This is a genomic window from Anabaena azotica FACHB-119 (genome assembly GCF_014697625.1).
Classification (GTDB): Bacteria; Cyanobacteriota; Cyanobacteriia; order Cyanobacteriales; family Nostocaceae; genus Trichormus; species Trichormus azoticus_A.
The window spans coordinates 75,409-91,861 of sequence record NZ_JACJSG010000020.1; the positions used below are offsets into that span (position 1 = coordinate 75,409).

General features: G+C 42.3%; 13 protein-coding genes. 6 read left to right on the plus strand and 7 right to left on the minus strand.

From position 1 onward, the window contains the following. Positions 1-667: 667 nt before the first annotated feature. From H6G83_RS16015 to H6G83_RS16030, 4 genes are all read right to left on the minus strand, one after another. Positions 668-1,894, minus strand: a complete 1,227-nt coding sequence (locus H6G83_RS16015; protein WP_190474014.1) for a 3-dehydroquinate synthase — start codon at positions 1,892-1,894, stop codon at positions 668-670. 9 nt (positions 1,895-1,903) lie between these two features. After that, positions 1,904-2,830 carry a UbiA-like protein EboC gene (gene eboC / locus H6G83_RS16020; RefSeq protein ID WP_190474017.1) on the minus strand — a complete coding sequence of 309 codons (927 nt, stop codon included), beginning with the start codon at positions 2,828-2,830 and terminating at the stop codon, positions 1,904-1,906. Positions 2,831-3,387: 557 nt separating this feature from the next. Beyond that, positions 3,388-4,311, minus strand: coding sequence for a TatD family hydrolase (locus tag H6G83_RS16025; protein ID WP_242044620.1), 924 nt, complete (start codon positions 4,309-4,311; stop codon positions 3,388-3,390). Between the two features lie 6 nt (positions 4,312-4,317). Next, positions 4,318-5,220, minus strand: a complete 903-nt coding sequence (locus H6G83_RS16030) for an EboA family metabolite traffic protein (RefSeq protein ID WP_190474019.1) — start codon at positions 5,218-5,220, stop codon at positions 4,318-4,320. 651 nt (positions 5,221-5,871) lie between these two features. Here H6G83_RS16030 and H6G83_RS16035 point away from each other — a divergent pair. The 6 genes from H6G83_RS16035 to coaE all read left to right on the plus strand — a co-directional run bounded on the left by H6G83_RS16035 (position 5,872) and on the right by coaE (position 13,063). Further along, the gene (locus tag H6G83_RS16035; protein WP_190474021.1) at positions 5,872-7,812 is read left to right on the plus strand and encodes a hypothetical protein; all 1,941 of its coding nucleotides are present in this window, start codon (positions 5,872-5,874) and stop codon (positions 7,810-7,812) included. Between the two features lie 171 nt (positions 7,813-7,983). Continuing rightward, on the plus strand, positions 7,984-9,063 hold the full coding sequence (locus H6G83_RS16040; RefSeq protein ID WP_190474023.1) for a ferritin-like domain-containing protein: 1,080 nt from the start codon (positions 7,984-7,986) through the stop codon (positions 9,061-9,063). A gap of 117 nt (positions 9,064-9,180) precedes the next feature. Then, positions 9,181-10,701, plus strand: a complete 1,521-nt coding sequence (locus H6G83_RS16045; RefSeq protein WP_190474024.1) for a ferritin-like domain-containing protein — start codon at positions 9,181-9,183, stop codon at positions 10,699-10,701. After that, complete coding sequence (locus tag H6G83_RS16050) at positions 10,698-11,675, plus strand: hypothetical protein (RefSeq protein ID WP_190474026.1); 978 nt, start codon at positions 10,698-10,700, stop codon at positions 11,673-11,675. Before H6G83_RS16045 ends, H6G83_RS16050 begins: the two co-directional genes overlap by 4 nt. A gap of 358 nt (positions 11,676-12,033) precedes the next feature. After that, positions 12,034-12,432 carry a hypothetical protein gene (locus H6G83_RS16055; protein WP_190474028.1) on the plus strand — a complete coding sequence of 133 codons (399 nt, stop codon included), beginning with the start codon at positions 12,034-12,036 and terminating at the stop codon, positions 12,430-12,432. A gap of 37 nt (positions 12,433-12,469) precedes the next feature. Further along, positions 12,470-13,063 (plus strand): dephospho-CoA kinase, encoded by a 594-nt coding sequence (gene coaE, locus H6G83_RS16060; protein WP_190474031.1) that lies wholly within the window; start codon positions 12,470-12,472, stop codon positions 13,061-13,063. A gap of 138 nt (positions 13,064-13,201) precedes the next feature. On the opposite strand, the gene H6G83_RS16065 is transcribed toward coaE, so the two are convergent. The 3 genes from H6G83_RS16065 to H6G83_RS16075 form a co-directional block, all read right to left on the minus strand. After that, positions 13,202-14,596 carry a TldD/PmbA family protein gene (locus H6G83_RS16065; protein ID WP_190474033.1) on the minus strand — a complete coding sequence of 465 codons (1,395 nt, stop codon included), beginning with the start codon at positions 14,594-14,596 and terminating at the stop codon, positions 13,202-13,204. A gap of 146 nt (positions 14,597-14,742) precedes the next feature. After that, positions 14,743-15,495: a Uma2 family endonuclease gene (locus H6G83_RS16070; protein WP_190474035.1), complete on the minus strand. Its 753-nt coding sequence runs from the start codon at positions 15,493-15,495 to the stop codon at positions 14,743-14,745. Positions 15,496-15,964: 469 nt separating this feature from the next. After that, positions 15,965-16,381, minus strand: coding sequence for a hypothetical protein (locus H6G83_RS16075; RefSeq protein WP_190474037.1), 417 nt, complete (start codon positions 16,379-16,381; stop codon positions 15,965-15,967). Positions 16,382-16,453: the final 72 nt, after the last annotated feature.

Consider the following 16,453-nt stretch of genomic DNA (forward strand, 5'->3'; position numbering starts at 1 on the left):
ATAAGTATTTAAGCGGACATGATATAAGACGGTGATTTTTTCGTTTCTCCTCCCTCGCCTTATAAAGTAAATATGAAGTAGGGTGTGTTACGGCTATGTAAGGATTTGAGCGTTGGCGAAATGAGAAATTAGCCGTAACGCACCAGCAAATACGGTGCGTTAAGCGCTGCTTTAACGCACCCTACTAGCGTGTCTAGGCTAAAATGTTGCAAAAAATTTTCTTGTGGTGTAGGCATCTTGCCTGCACTGGACGGGCAAGATGCCCATCCCACAAGAGTTTGCTAATGCACAAATTTAGTCTAGACAGTCCACTACTGGCTACTGGCGTGGCAAGGCTAAAATAGTGCAATAAGTTTCCTCTCTAACCTCTGTGTCTCTGTGCCGAATGGCACTAAGTTAAGCGCAAATCCTTAATATAGCTGGCTTTTAGGGTGTAAGGGTGTAAGGGTGTAGGGGTGTAAGGGAAAGAACTAATAATTAAATCAAAATACCTGATCAATACTGTTTTTCTTATAACCCCTACACCCCTACACCCCTATACCCCTACACCCAGTCACAGTGAGAGTTTCACGTTATCTTAGTGCCATTCGTCTCTGTGCCTCTGTGGTTAATTAATGCAACATTTTAGTCTTGTCAGTCCACTACAATTTAAGGTTTACTTTATAAATCATCTCTTACCAGCCGATTGAGCAAATTTATATAGCAGCAAAATTGCTTGCTCATACAACAGCAAATCTACCTGATGTACCTCAATTCCTTGACCAATTTTTTGCAACAAAGTAATAGTTAATTCTCCGCCCAAATGTTCGCGAAACTCAGATAAGCCTCGAAAAAGAGATTGGGGATGGTTTGGTTGGTGTAATCCCTCTACCAATGCGGATACGTATAAATTAAATCCTAGTGCCTGTAATAGATGCAAAACTCGCCGCCATTCTAACTTTGAGAGGAAACCTGCTAGGTAAGAATAGGTAGTATCTAAAGCTATGCCTATAGCCACCGCTTCACCATGCCGTAGTGCATAGTTGGTTAACTGTTCCAATTTGTGCGCCGCCCAGTGACCAAAATCTAGGGGTCGAGAGGAACCCGCTTCAAACGGGTCTCCTTGATGAGTAATATGTTCTAAATGTAACTGAGCGCAACGGTAGATTAGCTGTTGCATTGCATCCATATTGCGATTAACAAGTGCCTGCGCCTGTATTTCCATCAACTGAAAAAAATCTGCATCTTTGATTAAGGCGACTTTCACTGCTTCAGCAATGCCGGAACGCCAATCGCGATCGCTTAAACTAGTCAGAAAAGCAAAGTCATTCAATACCGCATAGGGTGGTGCAAAAGTGCCGATAAAGTTCTTTTTGCCAAAGGCATTAATCCCATTTTTCACTCCCACACCGGAATCATTTTGCGCTAACACGGTTGTCGGTACTCTAATTAAGCGCAATCCTCGGTGAGCTGTTGCTGCTGCATATCCTGCCATATCTAGTACAGATCCACCACCAATAGCCAACACATAAGAGTGGCGACACAAGCCAACATCATGAATTACTTTGTGCAGTCGCTCGACTAAGCTTGAGTCGTTTTTAGCGGCTTCTCCACCTGGGATGATGATTGGCTCAACTGCCAACTTGATCGTATCTTGATACTTGTGGGCATAAGCTGTTAATTGCTCTAGTAATTGATGATGGTGCAACAATAATCCGCCATCGACTACGGCGACTACTTGCTTAGGGCTTTTCTCTCCTTGGGTGGCGATCGCTTGTGCAAGAATGGGATTGGGCAAATCAAACAACCCATAAGTAAAGTGAACTTTATAAGTGAAAGTCACACGCACCAGTGGCTGGAGAGACGCAAACCTTAAGTCTTTCGAATGTTGAGGCTGAATGCTAAAAGTTGTCATAACTTACCTTCAAGTCACAGCAAACAGTTGTGCTAACCTTGCCGAAATAGGCAGCAGCAGCAAAACCAATAATCCATAAACCCAACCAGCAAAGCCAGCCGCCATTGTCGCATCTAATACAATCAAAGACAGTACACCCGCCTTGACCGCAGATTTGATTAAGTCAGGTTGCGGTTGTCCTGCTGCTTTGACAAACGGTGGTAAGACTCTTCCTGCTAGTAAGCCAACAAACGGCAATGTAATTAAAACTTGATAATTTGGCAACAGTCCCAGAACTAACAGCCCACTAATTACTACCACAATCAGCCCAATTGCGATCGCTCCAATAGTCTTTTTTCCCCCATGAACTTCACCTTGGCTGATAGCTGTGATAGCTGCAATATAAGCGATGGGAATTAAAGCCAAAAACCACTGCTGTGCTACCATCGTTGGCACAGCACTTACACCCAGTAATAAATTGCCACCACGACAACAACCCATATTGATTGGCCCTAGCCAAGGGTGATGTTTGCCAAGGGCATCATAAATTATAGCTGCGAGGGCAACGATCGCCGCCAAAGTGAAACTTAACAAAGTGACTTGAGATGCTGCTATCACCCCCATCAGTAACAACAAACTCCCTAACCAAATAGCACCTAGACGGGAAGCACGCCCACTAGGAATTGGGCGTTCTGGTCTTTCTTGTGCATCTATTGCACTGTCAAATACATCATTAAAAACGATACCACCGCCATAAAGCCCTGTTGTAGATAGCAGCAACCAGACAATCTCAGTTGTGTGCCAGCCATAGTCGCTCAAAAACAAACCAGAAGCCGCATAACCTGCTAAGATATCAGCCCAAGCTGTGACAATATTAGCTGGGCGCATCAGTTGTAGATAAGCCCAGAAGGTTTGCGAGTTTAAACTCGTATTTAATTTATATTCCCTAATATTCATAGAAAAACAAAAATGTGTATCTCTCTTTTTGTAAGTAAAACGTCCTAAATAAATCAAGGTTTGTAGTAAGGACTTTAGTCCGGGGAAAAGGACTAAAGTCCTTACTACGAACTCAATTTTAAAACTTTACATTACTCAACATACTTTGATTTATTTTCGACGGCTTACTTAAATTATTTTGATGAATATGCGCTTTATTTCTGGATATATAGGAATCCGATTTGATTTATGAAAAAACTTCAGTATCTGTAGGGTAGGCATTGCCCACCAGATCCGGGTTTTGGTGGGCAATGCCCACCCTACTAGCTACTAGCGCGACCGGACTAAAATAGTGCAATAGATTTAAATAGAAAACCGCCGATGAACGCCGTACCCGTTGGGAACCGAAGGAATGAACGCCGATAAAACGGATTTTTTATTGCACAAGTTTAGCCTTGCCACGCCACTACGTATATTTCAAAAATCAAATATGAGTCCTATAGAGATTGATATATCAATCTCTATATCATTTATTTGCTACCACCTCGTATAAAATCGTTATCAGAATTTTTATTGGATTATTCAATAATTAAGGATTCAAATTCATCGGCAAATTTTGGTTGCTGTCCCCGCAGTACGGAATTGCCGTTGAACAACTGGCGTTGATCGACAGGAGGCGGGTTGAGCCAATCATCTTCCTGCATCTGACCGCTTTGACTATATGCTTTCAAGGCATTTTCATAACAAACAGCCCGCACCGCCGCTTCGGAAATTCCCCGTTCCAGCATTAACTGAGCCGTCTTCGGTACAGCTAAGGTATCACTCATTCCCCAATCGGCGGCACTGTCTACAATAATGCGATCGCAACCATACTCACGTACAATTTCCACCATTCGCGCATTGCCCATCTTGGTCTGGGGATAAATAGAGAAAGCTGCCCAAAAACCCCGCTCCAGTGTCTCTCTGACTGTTTCCTCATTCACATGATCGATAATCACCCGCGACGGATCTAATCCATGCTCAAGACAGACATCCATACTCCGAGTTGTGCCTTCTTTCTTATTGCGATGGGGAGTATGTACTAGCACCAGCATATCCAGTTCTTTAGCTAGTTCTAGTTGTTGACGGAAGTACTTGTCTTCTGCTGCTGTCATTTCGTCGTAGCCAATCTCACCAATAGCCACCACTCCTTCTTTGCAGAGGTAAAGAGGTAACAATTCCATTACTTGTTCTGCCACTGCCTCATTATTGGCTTCTTTGGGGTTCAAGGAAATCGTGCAGTAATGTCTAATGCCAAACTGACCAGCGCGGAAACGCTCCCAGCCGATTAAACTACTGAAATAATCTTTGAATGTCCCTGAGCTAGTCCGAGCTTGTCCTAGCCAAAAGGATGGCTCAATCACAGCCACAACCCCATATTGCCGCATGACTAGGTAATCATAGGTGGTGCGGGATGTCATGTGTGCGTGCGGATCGATGCACATGATCTGATTTGCAAGCATGATTTATCAGCAGGTTGCTAAGTGATTTTCACTGAAACTCGTCCAAGTCAAACCTCCTTCCTCAATTAAGGAGCGCAAGTCTGGGCGACTAGCTAGTAGGGCTTGGGCTTGTGGTAGGGTAGATTGGGAACAGGCTAAGGCGGCTGCTTTTTGTTCGATGATATTGGGCTGATTCAGTACCTTTTCTAGATCGGCAGCGATCGCAGTATCGGCAAATGGCCCCACAAGCCGCCAGAGTTGAGGATGCACAGGACGTTTTGCCGCCCAACGTTCGTGAGCGTAGTCAATCAACATCCGGGCTAACTCTGCATTGGCTCGGCGGTCAAGTCCCCAAATTAAATGTAAGGGACTGCCAATAAAAAGAGCTTTGAGAACCATCTGATTCCAGGCGGGGGGGTCAAAATAATCAGCCGGGTAAGGATTATGCAGTGCTACGGCGTTGAAGACCGCAGTCATATTGCTGCGGATACCCTCCGCCGCCCACTTTCGGTGCAGTTCTGGATGAGGTAAGAGTGGCAAACTTTGATAAATGGTGACTAACTCCCCGACATCGGCAGTTGTGCAGATTTGTTCGAGCGATCGCACATAGGTGGCAACATGATCATGGGGAAGTGCTAACAGCAATATTGTCCGCCCCACCTGATCAACCGTCCAATACTTGGGATACCAACCAGAGCGAATATCAACAGCCGTTTGCACATCTTCTGCTGTCAATTGCAAATCTTTCTTACCTGTATAGCGAGGCACAGCACTGAAAGCCGTAAAGAAAACTCTTTCAGTAGCCCCTCTAGCAATCTGCTGTCGCTTTTCTTCTAACCATGTAAAACCTTCCTCAGTAACATATCGTGAAAGCCAGCAACACAGGAGATTCGTGATGCTGTCCACGTTAGTAAGCGTGGAAGAAAACATAAAATTGTAATAAATTATTGCTCATAGAAAACCTGTATAAACTTTATCACGCTCCTCTCTAATTCAACTATTCCTTTAAATATCTTCATAGTTATTATTTTTACTTTTATTGATTGTCTATTTACCAAAAAATTTGGTTTTTCTTAAGTATTGTATGCTTGTTAACATGATAGTTTTTTATTGGCACAAGATAGCCAATGACATAACAACAAATTTCCATATATCGAGGCTGTTTTATCTAAATTTTGCAGTAGTGATTCCCGTCCCTACAACATTTGTTTTGCTGCTGATTCGGCTCAATCAGTCTGCCATTGAAGTTTGCCAATGGTCAAAAATAAATTAGCAACTTAGTCAATCATTTGAGTTGCCACTACTCAATGATTAGTACAAATTAAAAACAGTGGTTAACTAGGCTAGTCTTGGTAAGTTTTTATAAAAACTTAACCAGCTATGCTAATTAATGACAATTGCCATGCAGGCAAGTCAGAAAACTGAAAATAGCCAGCTAATTCAAACATTGAAACCTAATTATTTGATTCTTAACAAAAGTATGAAGAGCATATTTTCAGCGATTAGCCTTCCTTGATGAAGGGTTTTGCTATTGGCTCAATGGAGAAAGATTCTGTCCAAAACATCAACTAAGGATTAGTGATGAGTTATCTAAATAAAACACGACTGGTATTTGCAGGTGATTTTCAATCAGATGTCTCAACAGTGAACAACGATGTCAGACACTATGACAATGCTACTTTTGAAAAGCGCTTTCAAGATTTTTCAAAAGGTGAAATTCTCAATGGTTGGTGGAACCCTATAGGTTCAGGAGCATTCCGTTTAATAAACTGTAGAGTTAAGTCCGTTTTTATTGATGGTCAAATGAGGAAGGACTCTGCTCTAAATCTTGTCATTGATGGTTCTAACAACCGAGTGGGAGGCAAGATGGTGGATCTTGACCCACAATTCCAGATGGCCTCTGCAATTTGGGGGTTAACCATCCGGTTAACAGATGGTCAGCGAGATTTTTTGGTTGGGCAGTTCGAGCCAGCCTCTTTTCGGGATATCATGTTTGGTCGTCGTCAAAAAGCGCGTGCCTCTACAGGAGCCTCTGCTGCTTTTCAATCAGTACTGACAAACCTGCAATGGGGCAATGATTTAGAGGGATCTTCGTTTTTAGAGGAACTAAAGGCTGCATTACCAAAAGAAAACGGGAAACTGTCAATCCGGTTTACCACCTTTGGCTACAGTACAGACAAGAACGACGAGCGGTTTACCCTGGGTAAAGTAATTGGGGCGATCGGCCCTTACTATGAGAATGAGCCTCACTCGTTTGTTCTAGGGCGGCGGATGGTACCTAATCTTGATAAAGATACAGGAGCGCCCCTAAACAAAATCAACTTCTTTGATGCCTTAGTTAATGAACAAGAAAACTCTGTATCAGTTGATTTGGGCAATGCCCTACCTTTGAATTTTGATTTGACATTGCAAGACCTTGGTGAACTTCAGTTGGCAGTTATTGATAAAAACATTCAGGAGTCTCAATGCCTGGAAGAAGGCATTGAGTTTGTGGCATTAGGCAGCCCAATTCCCTATCATAAAAGGCCAGGCTGGTTGTACAACACGGCTGGAATTTGGGCTACATCTGTAGATGCCGAGCAACTGGAGTACCTACATGAAAATCCTTTGGCGCTCATTCAGAGGCTTGATGATGGTAGAGGAAAAGTTTTGGTGCGGGAAAGTATTGACGGGTTATTTGTTCGCGCCGACAAATTTGTGCAACGAGTTGAGCCAACAGAAACGGCTGAGATCGAACTTTTTGCTAGTCGTTATGGCAAACCACTACCCAATACCTCAGTGAGTATTGCTTTCAGTTGTCCAGATAATACTGCGGGCGGCGGTTCGCCAAAAGATCCCGCACCTCCCCAGGCTCAAATACCTTGGACAGACTGGCCCAAATCTGCACTCAAAAACTTACCACTAACACTAACGACTGATACTGCTGGTAAAGCTAAATTGTCAATTGAAACGGAAGATCCTGGTAATCCCCGTGGTTACATTGATGGGCAAATCTATACGCTGCAATACTCTCTCCAAGGGCAAGCAGACAGTCAAAAACAATCCCTTGATGCCATCTACGTTTTACTCTTTGATGCCTATGCAATTCCCGTTCGCCCTACCTGGTTGGAGCATATTCACCCCATTTTCCAACAGTACGGCAACCTCTATCCCATTATGAGTAAGCGCTTAGTTGACCTGGGAGACTACGATTCAGTGCGGGAGAACCGTGCCATTTTAGAATTGGCTTTTTCTTTAGATATTCATGACCCCAATTCCATGCCAGTTACCCGTGACCTCTCTCGTGCCAAGCGAGTCACAATTCTGCGATGGTTGCAGGAGAAATCCACCGATGGCAGCTATGTCCTGCGGCTAGGACAGAAACCTTCCCAAGCAGAAGGGCGACAAACAATTGAGAAAACATCTATCCCATCATTGGTACTAGAGTCTCAAGACACATCTGCACCAATAGAAGACGATAGCACCGCACACGGTTACCAAAATTTGCAAATCGCCCTACGGCGAATTCAAGGCAACTCATAACATAAAAACACTCTACACAAGAAGGAGAACTGTATGTTAAAAATTCCCGACATCTCGTAGAGAACTGTCGAAATGCTTCTTCTAAATAATTGTGTCTACCTACTTAGTCGTCTGCCAATAATGCTAGCGATCGCACCTAATTTAACCTAACTCTAAGAGAAGGATATCTCCATGCTCAAAATACACACTTCCGTTTTAAAAGGAATTTTTCAAGCTTCTGGACCTGCCAAGTTGTATTCTTACCTCCAGTCGGCTATTCAATTAGAACACTCCACCATTCCCCTCTATCTCACTGGCTTATACTCGATTAAATTAGGCTCCAATCAGGATGCTTACAACATAATCCTCTCCGTGGTAATAGAAGAAATGCTGCACATGACAATTGCCGCTAATGTTCTCAATGCCATTGGCGGTCGTCCCATCATTAATCAACCTGGTTTTATTCCCAGTTACCCTGGCCCTTTACCAATGAATATTGGTGATTTGAGAGTTAATTTGGCTCCTCTTTCCAAAGACGTGCTGTTTGATACCTTCATGAAAATTGAAGAACCAGAACATCCGATTAACTTTCCGGTTAAACGCCTATTAGCAGAAGAAGCACCATCCTATGCCACTATCGGTCAGTTCTACCAAGCCATTATTGAAAAGCTGCAAGAATTAGGGCCAAAATCTATGATTGGCAACCCCGCTTTGCAGGTAGTAAATGACCAATGGTTTCCATTGGATCAACTATTTCCCATCAGGACGTTAGATGATGCAGTCAGGGGATTAGAATTGATAGTTCAGCAAGGCGAAGGTACTCAGAAAAGCCCTTTAGATCCAGAAGGAGAATTCGCTCATTATTATCGCTTTGCCGAAATCTATTATGGCCGCCGACTGCGCCCAGATTCCACAACCCCAGAAGGCTATTCTTATAGCGGCGATCCCATATCCCTTGACCAAGATAATATCTGGGATTTAGTAGAAAACTCCAAAGCAAAGATGTACAAACCCGGTACAATGGCACGCCGCTTGGTGGATCAGTTTAATTATTCCTATACCAGCCTTCTTAACAGCCTGCATGAAACTTTTAATGGCAAACCAGATTCCCTCAATACTGGCATCGGAATCATGATTGAGTTGAAATTACAAGCACAGAAAATGACAGAGAAACAAATAGAATCTACCGACTTAAATGATGGTGTTTCTCCAAAGGGCAGAGTGGGTAAATATCTTGCCCCATCATTTGAGTATGCTTTGGTTAATGATTAAGACTTCCAAATCAAAAAAAGCCGAAAGTGAGGTATATGCTCACTGAGCAAATACCTCTTACTTTGAAGATTTTTTGCGGTTTATTTGGTTTATTAACACAATTCGAGTCAATTATATATGCTAGAGAAGCCTAGACAAATACAAAAAGTTACTGATGCAATAGTACAAGATGATGAGATACCAATCACAAGTAAAGACGATTTAATAGCAGCGCTTAAGGATGCGGCAGAGCTAGAACATAATTTTATGTGTATGTATCTTTATGCTGCATTTTCTTTGAAGAAAAACGCTGATGATTCTTGCAGTGAAGCGCAACTTGAATACGTGCGACGCTGGGCATCGCAAATTTATGCGATCGCTCGTCAAGAGATGGAACATCTATCCTTTGTCAATAGTATGCTAGCAGCAATTGGTGCGCCTCCTCACTTTGCTAGATACAATATTCCTCTTTTGCCTTCTTACCTTAGTTCACAAGTTATAGGAAAATATAATGTCTGTTCTTGTGAGAAACTAACACCCTGTGATTTGCCAATTACATTTGAACCATTCAGCCTGCAAACCGCACGTCGCTATACCTGCATGGAAAGTCCTACCCTTTCTTACTTACAAGGAGAGGACTATAAAACAGCTAAACAATGGTGTTTCAAAGATCCACATGGCAATTGCAACTGCATCAACAGTTCTAGCAATAATAAACCCCTCTATCAAAGTCTCAAAGCTAGGGAATACAGCCATTATTTACAACATAAACTTAATTCCCTAGCTTCTAACCAAGCCCAAGATGGAGACATAATTCTCGGTACAATCGAGAAAATGTATCTCCGAATCAAGAAAGGTTTTCAAGAAGTTGCGGCGCAAGCACAAGAACAACCATTGTTTGTTTCCCATTGCAACCAGCATCAAGTTGATATTCTCAGTGAGTATAATATTTACATTTTTCCAGTTACAGACTTACTCTCGGCTTGCAATGCTATTGACCTCATTACTGAACAGGGAGAGGGAGTTGGTGGACTAAAGGGTTTAGACAGTCACTTTTCCAGCTATTACAAAATAGCCCAAGAGTATGAAGCAATTAAACAGCAAGACCAAAAATTTAACCCTGCTTTACTAGTACCTAATAATCCTTACAACGACAGCGTTACTCATCCCTTTACCAAGGAAGTCTTTGAGTTATTTAATTACAGCTATGTCACTTTACTTTATGTACTGACAGGGCTATACAAGCTTTATCAGCCTATTGAATTAACTGAAAGTTATCCTCATCTCATCGCAGCTTTGAGGGAAATTGCCTTTGCACCTGCTATGACTATGTTAGTCCGTTCTTTAGGGGAAGTTCTCGTACAACTACCAATAACACAAGATTCCTCTCTGCCTGCTGCACCTAATTTTTACTTGTTAAAAGAAGATTATGACAAGCTAAGTTGCTCAGACAAATTTAACTTTGCAGACATTAATCAATATTTGAGTCGCTTCAATGATATTCAAGGAAAACTGGAGGAACTTTCCCAGGAAAAAGACGCTCCAGAGGATGTGAAAAAATCACTGGAATATATTTACCAGAACATTTATCGCTTAACTGGTAATTTGCGGCAAATTTATCAAACTGGCGTTTATCCAAAATTCTACACTGTACCATGAGCCAACAAGCATCTCGAACTGAAATAATTGAGTGGGCTAAATACCTCACAGTTCACTTTGAAGGTTACTTTACTTGCCGTTTGTCTACCGATCCTGACCCGACAAACGAAGGTCGAGGCATGAGCGGCTATACAATGGCTCTAGTTAAAGAAGAGAACCTGGATCGAGTTATCCGCCTGCAAGTAAACGAGGAATTTATCAACAAAAATATCAGAACTCGACCACCTGCGGAAGAAATGGGTTTTGTCGAGTTGCTTCAGCAAGGGGTTTCCGTTAAACAGGTAACATTTGATGGTCAGCCTTTGCCAAATCATCCTTTGTGTGGTGCTAAGGTGAACTTATTAGGTAAAGATGAGCCTGCTAATGGGCCTACTTTTGAGAGCCGTAACAACATAACTGGCTCGGATGATAATTTTAGTTTTGCGATCGAGCCTTTTGAGTTGGAAATTTGTAATGACCAGATAAAGATTACTGCTCAGGATTATTTAGATCCTGCTGATGTTGGTAAACCTCCTCAAGAAAGCAAGCCAATCTGGAAAATATTAGACCCGGCTATTTATGGTCGTCGCTTACCTGTTTCTTTTGAAATAGGTTCTCAGGAAGTAGCCAGAGCGCTCAATGTTTTTGACCTTTATGGATACTTCTACGATCGCCGTCGTTTTCTGCAAAAACAGATTGACTTATTAAAGCAGAAAAATTCTCTTGATGCCGATGAGCAAGTCCAATTAGAACAATTCAAATCCCGTCTTTACCAGTTAGAATTTTGGGGCGATCGCATCATTAGCAAACTAGGAACTAAGGTTGATTGGTCATTTGAAATCAACGGCAATAAAACAGTCAGCGACAATCTCGGCGGAAAAGCTAATTTAGAACTGCCTTGGCCTGTTAAGTTTTGGTTTGGTGGTTGGGACGGAGATTTTTTGATTGGGTATATGCGAGGTAGCTTAAGTATACCTTTTGAGAAGGACAGTTAAATCGCAATTTTTTCATCCCTATTTAGGCAGATTCAGGCAGAAAACTGTTGTTCTGAATGTTGTGGGTTTGACACCCATCTTTTATGTTTCCCCATCTTTCGAGTATGCGCTGATCGACTAATAAAACACCATGCTGATGTCTGAGTTGAGAATGAATGGATTTTCCACATCTGACGCACCCTATCCCAAGTGCCAGTTACGTAAGTCCTGAGCAAAACTAACAGCAGCAAACTAATAAAAAGATTTCAGCCTTTTCGCTGTTCCTCTCCATAACAATGGTTTAATTTTATCTATTAAAATCCGAAAAATAGAAATGGAATTTTGTAGGTAAGGCTATACAAACTTAAAGGAACTGATCATGAAAGCCTTAAACAACAAAAGTACAAAATCTCTATGGGGAATTTTAGCTACAGTTACAGGTACAGCTTCTCTACTAACAGCTACAGTAGGCGCACCTGCTACTGCTGCTACTACTGAAAGAGTATTTGCTTGTAGTGCGCCAGATGTTTATGTTGAAGTGTCTCGCCTCAACAATGGAAAACTAATTTACACAGCCTACAATATCCCTACTACTTTACAACGTCCTAGCCTTATCCTCAATAATGGTACTGTTAGACGTAATGAAAATGGATACCCGGTTTATAGATTTACAAGCGGAAATTACTTGTATGCGGCTGTTCAAGATACTGGTTATGGCAGGGTTTTAGTTTATAAAAATAATCGACTTATTGCTACAAAATATTGTGGTGATGTGTAGGATTAATAGGTGATTAGGTTATGTGAAAGTGGGATAGATGACTAAACGGATTATCGGCTTAACTGGAGGTATTGCTACAGGTAAGACTACTGTTGCTAATTATTTGGGTAGTGTTTATAGTTTGCCTGTTTTTGATGCAGATATTTACGCTAGGGATGCAGTGTCTTTGGGTTCGCCGATTCTGGATGCGATCGCCAATCGTTACGGTAAAGAAATATTACTACCAGATGGTAGCCTCAACCGTCCAAAACTGGGTGAAATCATCTTTCCTCATCCAGAACAACGGCAATGGGTAGAGAGTATCATACATCCTTATGTGCGCGATCGCTTCCTTAAAGCCATTGTCGAGTCCCCTTCTACAACCTTAGTCTTAGTCGTACCCTTATTAATTGAAGCCCAAATGACTGATTTAGTCACAGAAATTTGGGTAGTCATTTGTTCCCCATCACAGCAATTGCAAAGATTAATTGAACGCAACCACTTAACCCCCCAACAAGCACAAGCACGTATTGATAGCCAATTATCACTCACGCAAAAAGCTGCGATCGCAGATGTAGTTTTAGATAACTCCTCATCCTTGGAAGCACTGCTGAAGCAAGTAGATCAGGGACTGGGGACTGGGGGGAGATGAGGGAGTGGGGGGAGATGGGGGAGATGGGGGAGTAGAGGAAAAAACACCTGTCAACTGTCAACTGATAACTGATAACTGTCAACTGTCAACTGATAACTGTCAACTGTCAACTGTCAACTATCAACTGTCAACTGACTATTAACTTTCTCCACCGACTACTACATCTTTAATTCGTAGGCTAGGGCCGCCACAACCTACAGGTAAACCATTTTGTCCACCTTTACCGCAGCCGCCTGATTCATCCCAGTAAAAATCATCACCGATGGCTTCAATATCCGCGAGGGTTTGAAAAACGTTACCTGAAAGAGTTACATCTTTTACAGGTTCGTCAATCTTACCGTGTCTAATCATCCAGGCTTCCCCAGCGCTAAAGGTGAACATTTCGCCGTTTGTCATCCCACCTAACCAATTACGGGCATATACCCCTTCTTTGATACCTGTAAATAAGTCGGCAACAGGCGTTTTACCTCGCTCAATCCAAGTATTAGTCATCCGTACAATGGGATTAAAGTGATAATTTAAACAACGAGCGTTACCTGTGGGTGCTTCGTCTAACTTACCTGCGGTTTCACGGGAATGCAGTCTTCCTACTAAAACACCATCTTGAATTAATTGGGTAGTGGTGGCGGGTGTGCCTTCATCATCGTAAAAATAACTACCACGATGTCCTTGTGGGGCTGCACCATCGAAAATTTGTAATTCCTCCGGGCCAAATCGCCGTCCGATGGTCATCACTTCTAGTAAATCTGGGTTTTCGTAAGCCATATCAGCCTCGGAGAGATGCCCGAAAGCTTCATGAACAAATAAACCTGTTAAAATTGGGTCAATGACCACGGTGTAAGTGTTACCCTTGACTGATGGCAGAGACAAAGCTGCAACAGCCCTTTGTGCCGCATTTTTGACTTGATCATCTAAATTGATTAAATCTTCGTAGGCTGTGCGCGAACCTGTGGTTTCTCTACCAGTTTGCACTGTTTCCCCATTTTTCGCAGTAGCGGCAAAGCGCATTTCCATATCCACCCAAGACTGCTGAATGAGAGTGCCTTCAGAGGTGGCTATAATGACTTTTTGGGAGCTGTCACTGTAACGGACTGAGGTGGTAGTAATGCGATGATTTACGCTTTTGAGTAAGTCAGAATAGCGATCGCATAATTCTTTTTTCTTTACTAGGGGAACTTTTCGCGGGTCTGTACCTGTTAAAGGTAGACTGCATATTGCTTGCACTGGGTCAATAGGAGCGAGTATAGTTTCTTCATCTCCTACCATGCGAGCTGCGGCGATCGCTTCTTCAATCCTATCTTTAATTGTCGCCAGTTGATTAAAGCAGCTCAACCCCCAACCGCCTTTATAACAAGCGCGGATGTGTCCGCCAATAGAAATTCCTTCACTGAGAGTTTCTACCTTGTCGCCACGCAACAAGATATCAGTCCCTTCGGCTTCCTCTAAGCGAATCATTAAATAATCTACACGCGATGAGTAGCGATCGATGAGGTCAGAAAGTAAATTTTGTGCGTCAACAAGTGTAGTAGTCATTAGTCATTAGTCATGGGTCATTAGTCCATAGTTATTAGATAACATCTTGGCTACAATGGACTACTTTTATTTTGCAATTTTTCAGGTAATGTTTGCTACTGCTGTTAAGCAACACAGTTAGTTGTTGACTGTTGACTGTTGACTATTCAAAGACTATCCGGGTCGATATTTAATTCTCGTAACTTAGCGGCTAGGCGTTCAGCACGTTGCTTTTCCTGTTCGGCGCGTTGTACTGCTTGTTCAGCGCGTTGTGCTGCTTGTTCAGCACGTTGTGCTGCTTGGTCGGCGCGTTGTGCTTCTTGCTGTGCCAATTCTTCAGGTGTTGGTACTAGCTGCCCTTGTGGGGTAAAGTAGCGTAGCTTATTGTCCTGTACACCTAAATATAAATTTAACTGCTGACTCCATAACCACCCTTGGGGGTTCGGTTCTATTGGCTGGTAATTTCCATCTACTAAATGAAAGCCTGTAAATTCAAGATTATTGGGGTCAAACCAAAAATACTCAGGTGTACGGAAGATATTTTGGTAAATTTGTTTCTTTAAGCCTTTGTCCGTGGTTTTGGTGGAAGAGGAAAGCAATTCGACAATTATATTGGGGTATTGACCATTTTCTTGCCATACTACCCAACTTTTACGGGGTTTTCTTTCGCATCCCAACACCACAAAAAAATCCGGCCCGCGAAATTCCTCTGATTTAAGTTGACGCTGGCTATAGTAAATTGTCAAATTCCCAGCAGCATAATAATCATTGCGGTCTTGCCACCACAATTCTAGGCATTTTAATAAGAGAATAATCTGGTGTAGATGTAAATCGCTTTCCAACGGTGGTTCGTCGCTATATATATCTCCTGGTGGAAATATTATATCTTTTACTGGTTCCAAGTCTTGAGCAACTGACATAGCTTTATCGTGAGGAGGGGTGATGTAAAATTATAACAATTAAGTTCGTAGTAAGGACTTTAGTCCTTTTTGGAAAACTTTAGCCCTGACTACAAAGTTAATTTATGTCGTTCTACTTAAATTATGATATGGGATTCATACTTGATTTTTGAATGATAAGTAGGGTGGGCATTGCCCACCAAGACCATAATATGGTGGGCAATGCCCACCCTACGGGTACTGAGATTTTTTCAGAAATCAAATCGGATTCCTATAATAATCACAAAAAATTAAGTAGGTAGACATAATTAAATGTAAAATGAGTTTTTGTTCTTAGTGTTAGCGCAGCGTCTGGCAGAGAGCGATTTATCTTTCTGTGGCTGGGTTTGAAAGGACTAAAGTCCTTACTACAAACTTATATTTTATTAAGTCTGTCTACTTAGCTAAATTTGCTCCCTTCGCTTGATGGGGAATTGACTCCCCAGCACGATTATTCTAAGACATATTTTTCTGCCACTTTCCAATAGCGGGAAAAGCGCTTCAAGTCGATGTATCCGTCGTAGTCAAAAAATGGTTCCACTTCAAAGACTTCTACTTTAATAGACCGCTCAATTTCATCACAGATATCATTAAATCTGGGGCTAGGACTATCTGCTGTCACCACTAAATTAGCGTTATGTTCTTTAGCAAATGACAAAACTTCTGGCGCTACATTACCACGACGAATTTCTACAGGTAACTCTAGCAAACATTCATATATAAATGTGATGCGTTTGAGGCTTAATTGCCATTCTTCTATCAAAGCATCATCCCAAACCCAAATAGCAGGCGCATCTGGGTATTCTTGCAAGGCTGGGTTGTGAGGGCTGAGACAGTCGCCGTGTATCCAGATAATTGGTTTACTCATGATTCAAATGGGGGATGGGGGGAGATGTGGTTCGACTACGCTCACCAACCGGGAGATGAGGGAGTGGGGGGA

Bases quoted from the DNA above. Each gene is read 5' to 3' on its own strand.
- H6G83_RS16070 (WP_190474035.1), bottom strand. From the start codon at position 15,495: ATGTCAGTTGCTCAAGACTTGGAACCAGTAAAAGATATAATATTTCCA.
- H6G83_RS16045 (WP_190474024.1), top strand. From the start codon at position 9,181: ATGCTAGAGAAGCCTAGACAAATACAAAAAGTTACTGATGCAATAGTA.
- H6G83_RS16065 (WP_190474033.1), bottom strand. From the start codon at position 14,596: ATGACTACTACACTTGTTGACGCACAAAATTTACTTTCTGACCTCATC.
- H6G83_RS16050 (WP_190474026.1), top strand. From the start codon at position 10,698: ATGAGCCAACAAGCATCTCGAACTGAAATAATTGAGTGGGCTAAATAC.
- H6G83_RS16075 (WP_190474037.1), bottom strand. From the start codon at position 16,381: ATGAGTAAACCAATTATCTGGATACACGGCGACTGTCTCAGCCCTCAC.
- H6G83_RS16040 (WP_190474023.1), top strand. From the start codon at position 7,984: ATGCTCAAAATACACACTTCCGTTTTAAAAGGAATTTTTCAAGCTTCT.
- H6G83_RS16035 (WP_190474021.1), top strand. From the start codon at position 5,872: ATGAGTTATCTAAATAAAACACGACTGGTATTTGCAGGTGATTTTCAA.
- H6G83_RS16055 (WP_190474028.1), top strand. From the start codon at position 12,034: ATGAAAGCCTTAAACAACAAAAGTACAAAATCTCTATGGGGAATTTTA.
- H6G83_RS16030 (WP_190474019.1), bottom strand. From the start codon at position 5,220: ATGTTTTCTTCCACGCTTACTAACGTGGACAGCATCACGAATCTCCTG.
- coaE (WP_190474031.1), top strand. From the start codon at position 12,470: ATGACTAAACGGATTATCGGCTTAACTGGAGGTATTGCTACAGGTAAG.
- H6G83_RS16015 (WP_190474014.1), bottom strand. From the start codon at position 1,894: ATGACAACTTTTAGCATTCAGCCTCAACATTCGAAAGACTTAAGGTTT.
- H6G83_RS16025 (WP_242044620.1), bottom strand. From the start codon at position 4,311: ATGCTTGCAAATCAGATCATGTGCATCGATCCGCACGCACACATGACA.
- eboC (WP_190474017.1), bottom strand. From the start codon at position 2,830: ATGAATATTAGGGAATATAAATTAAATACGAGTTTAAACTCGCAAACC.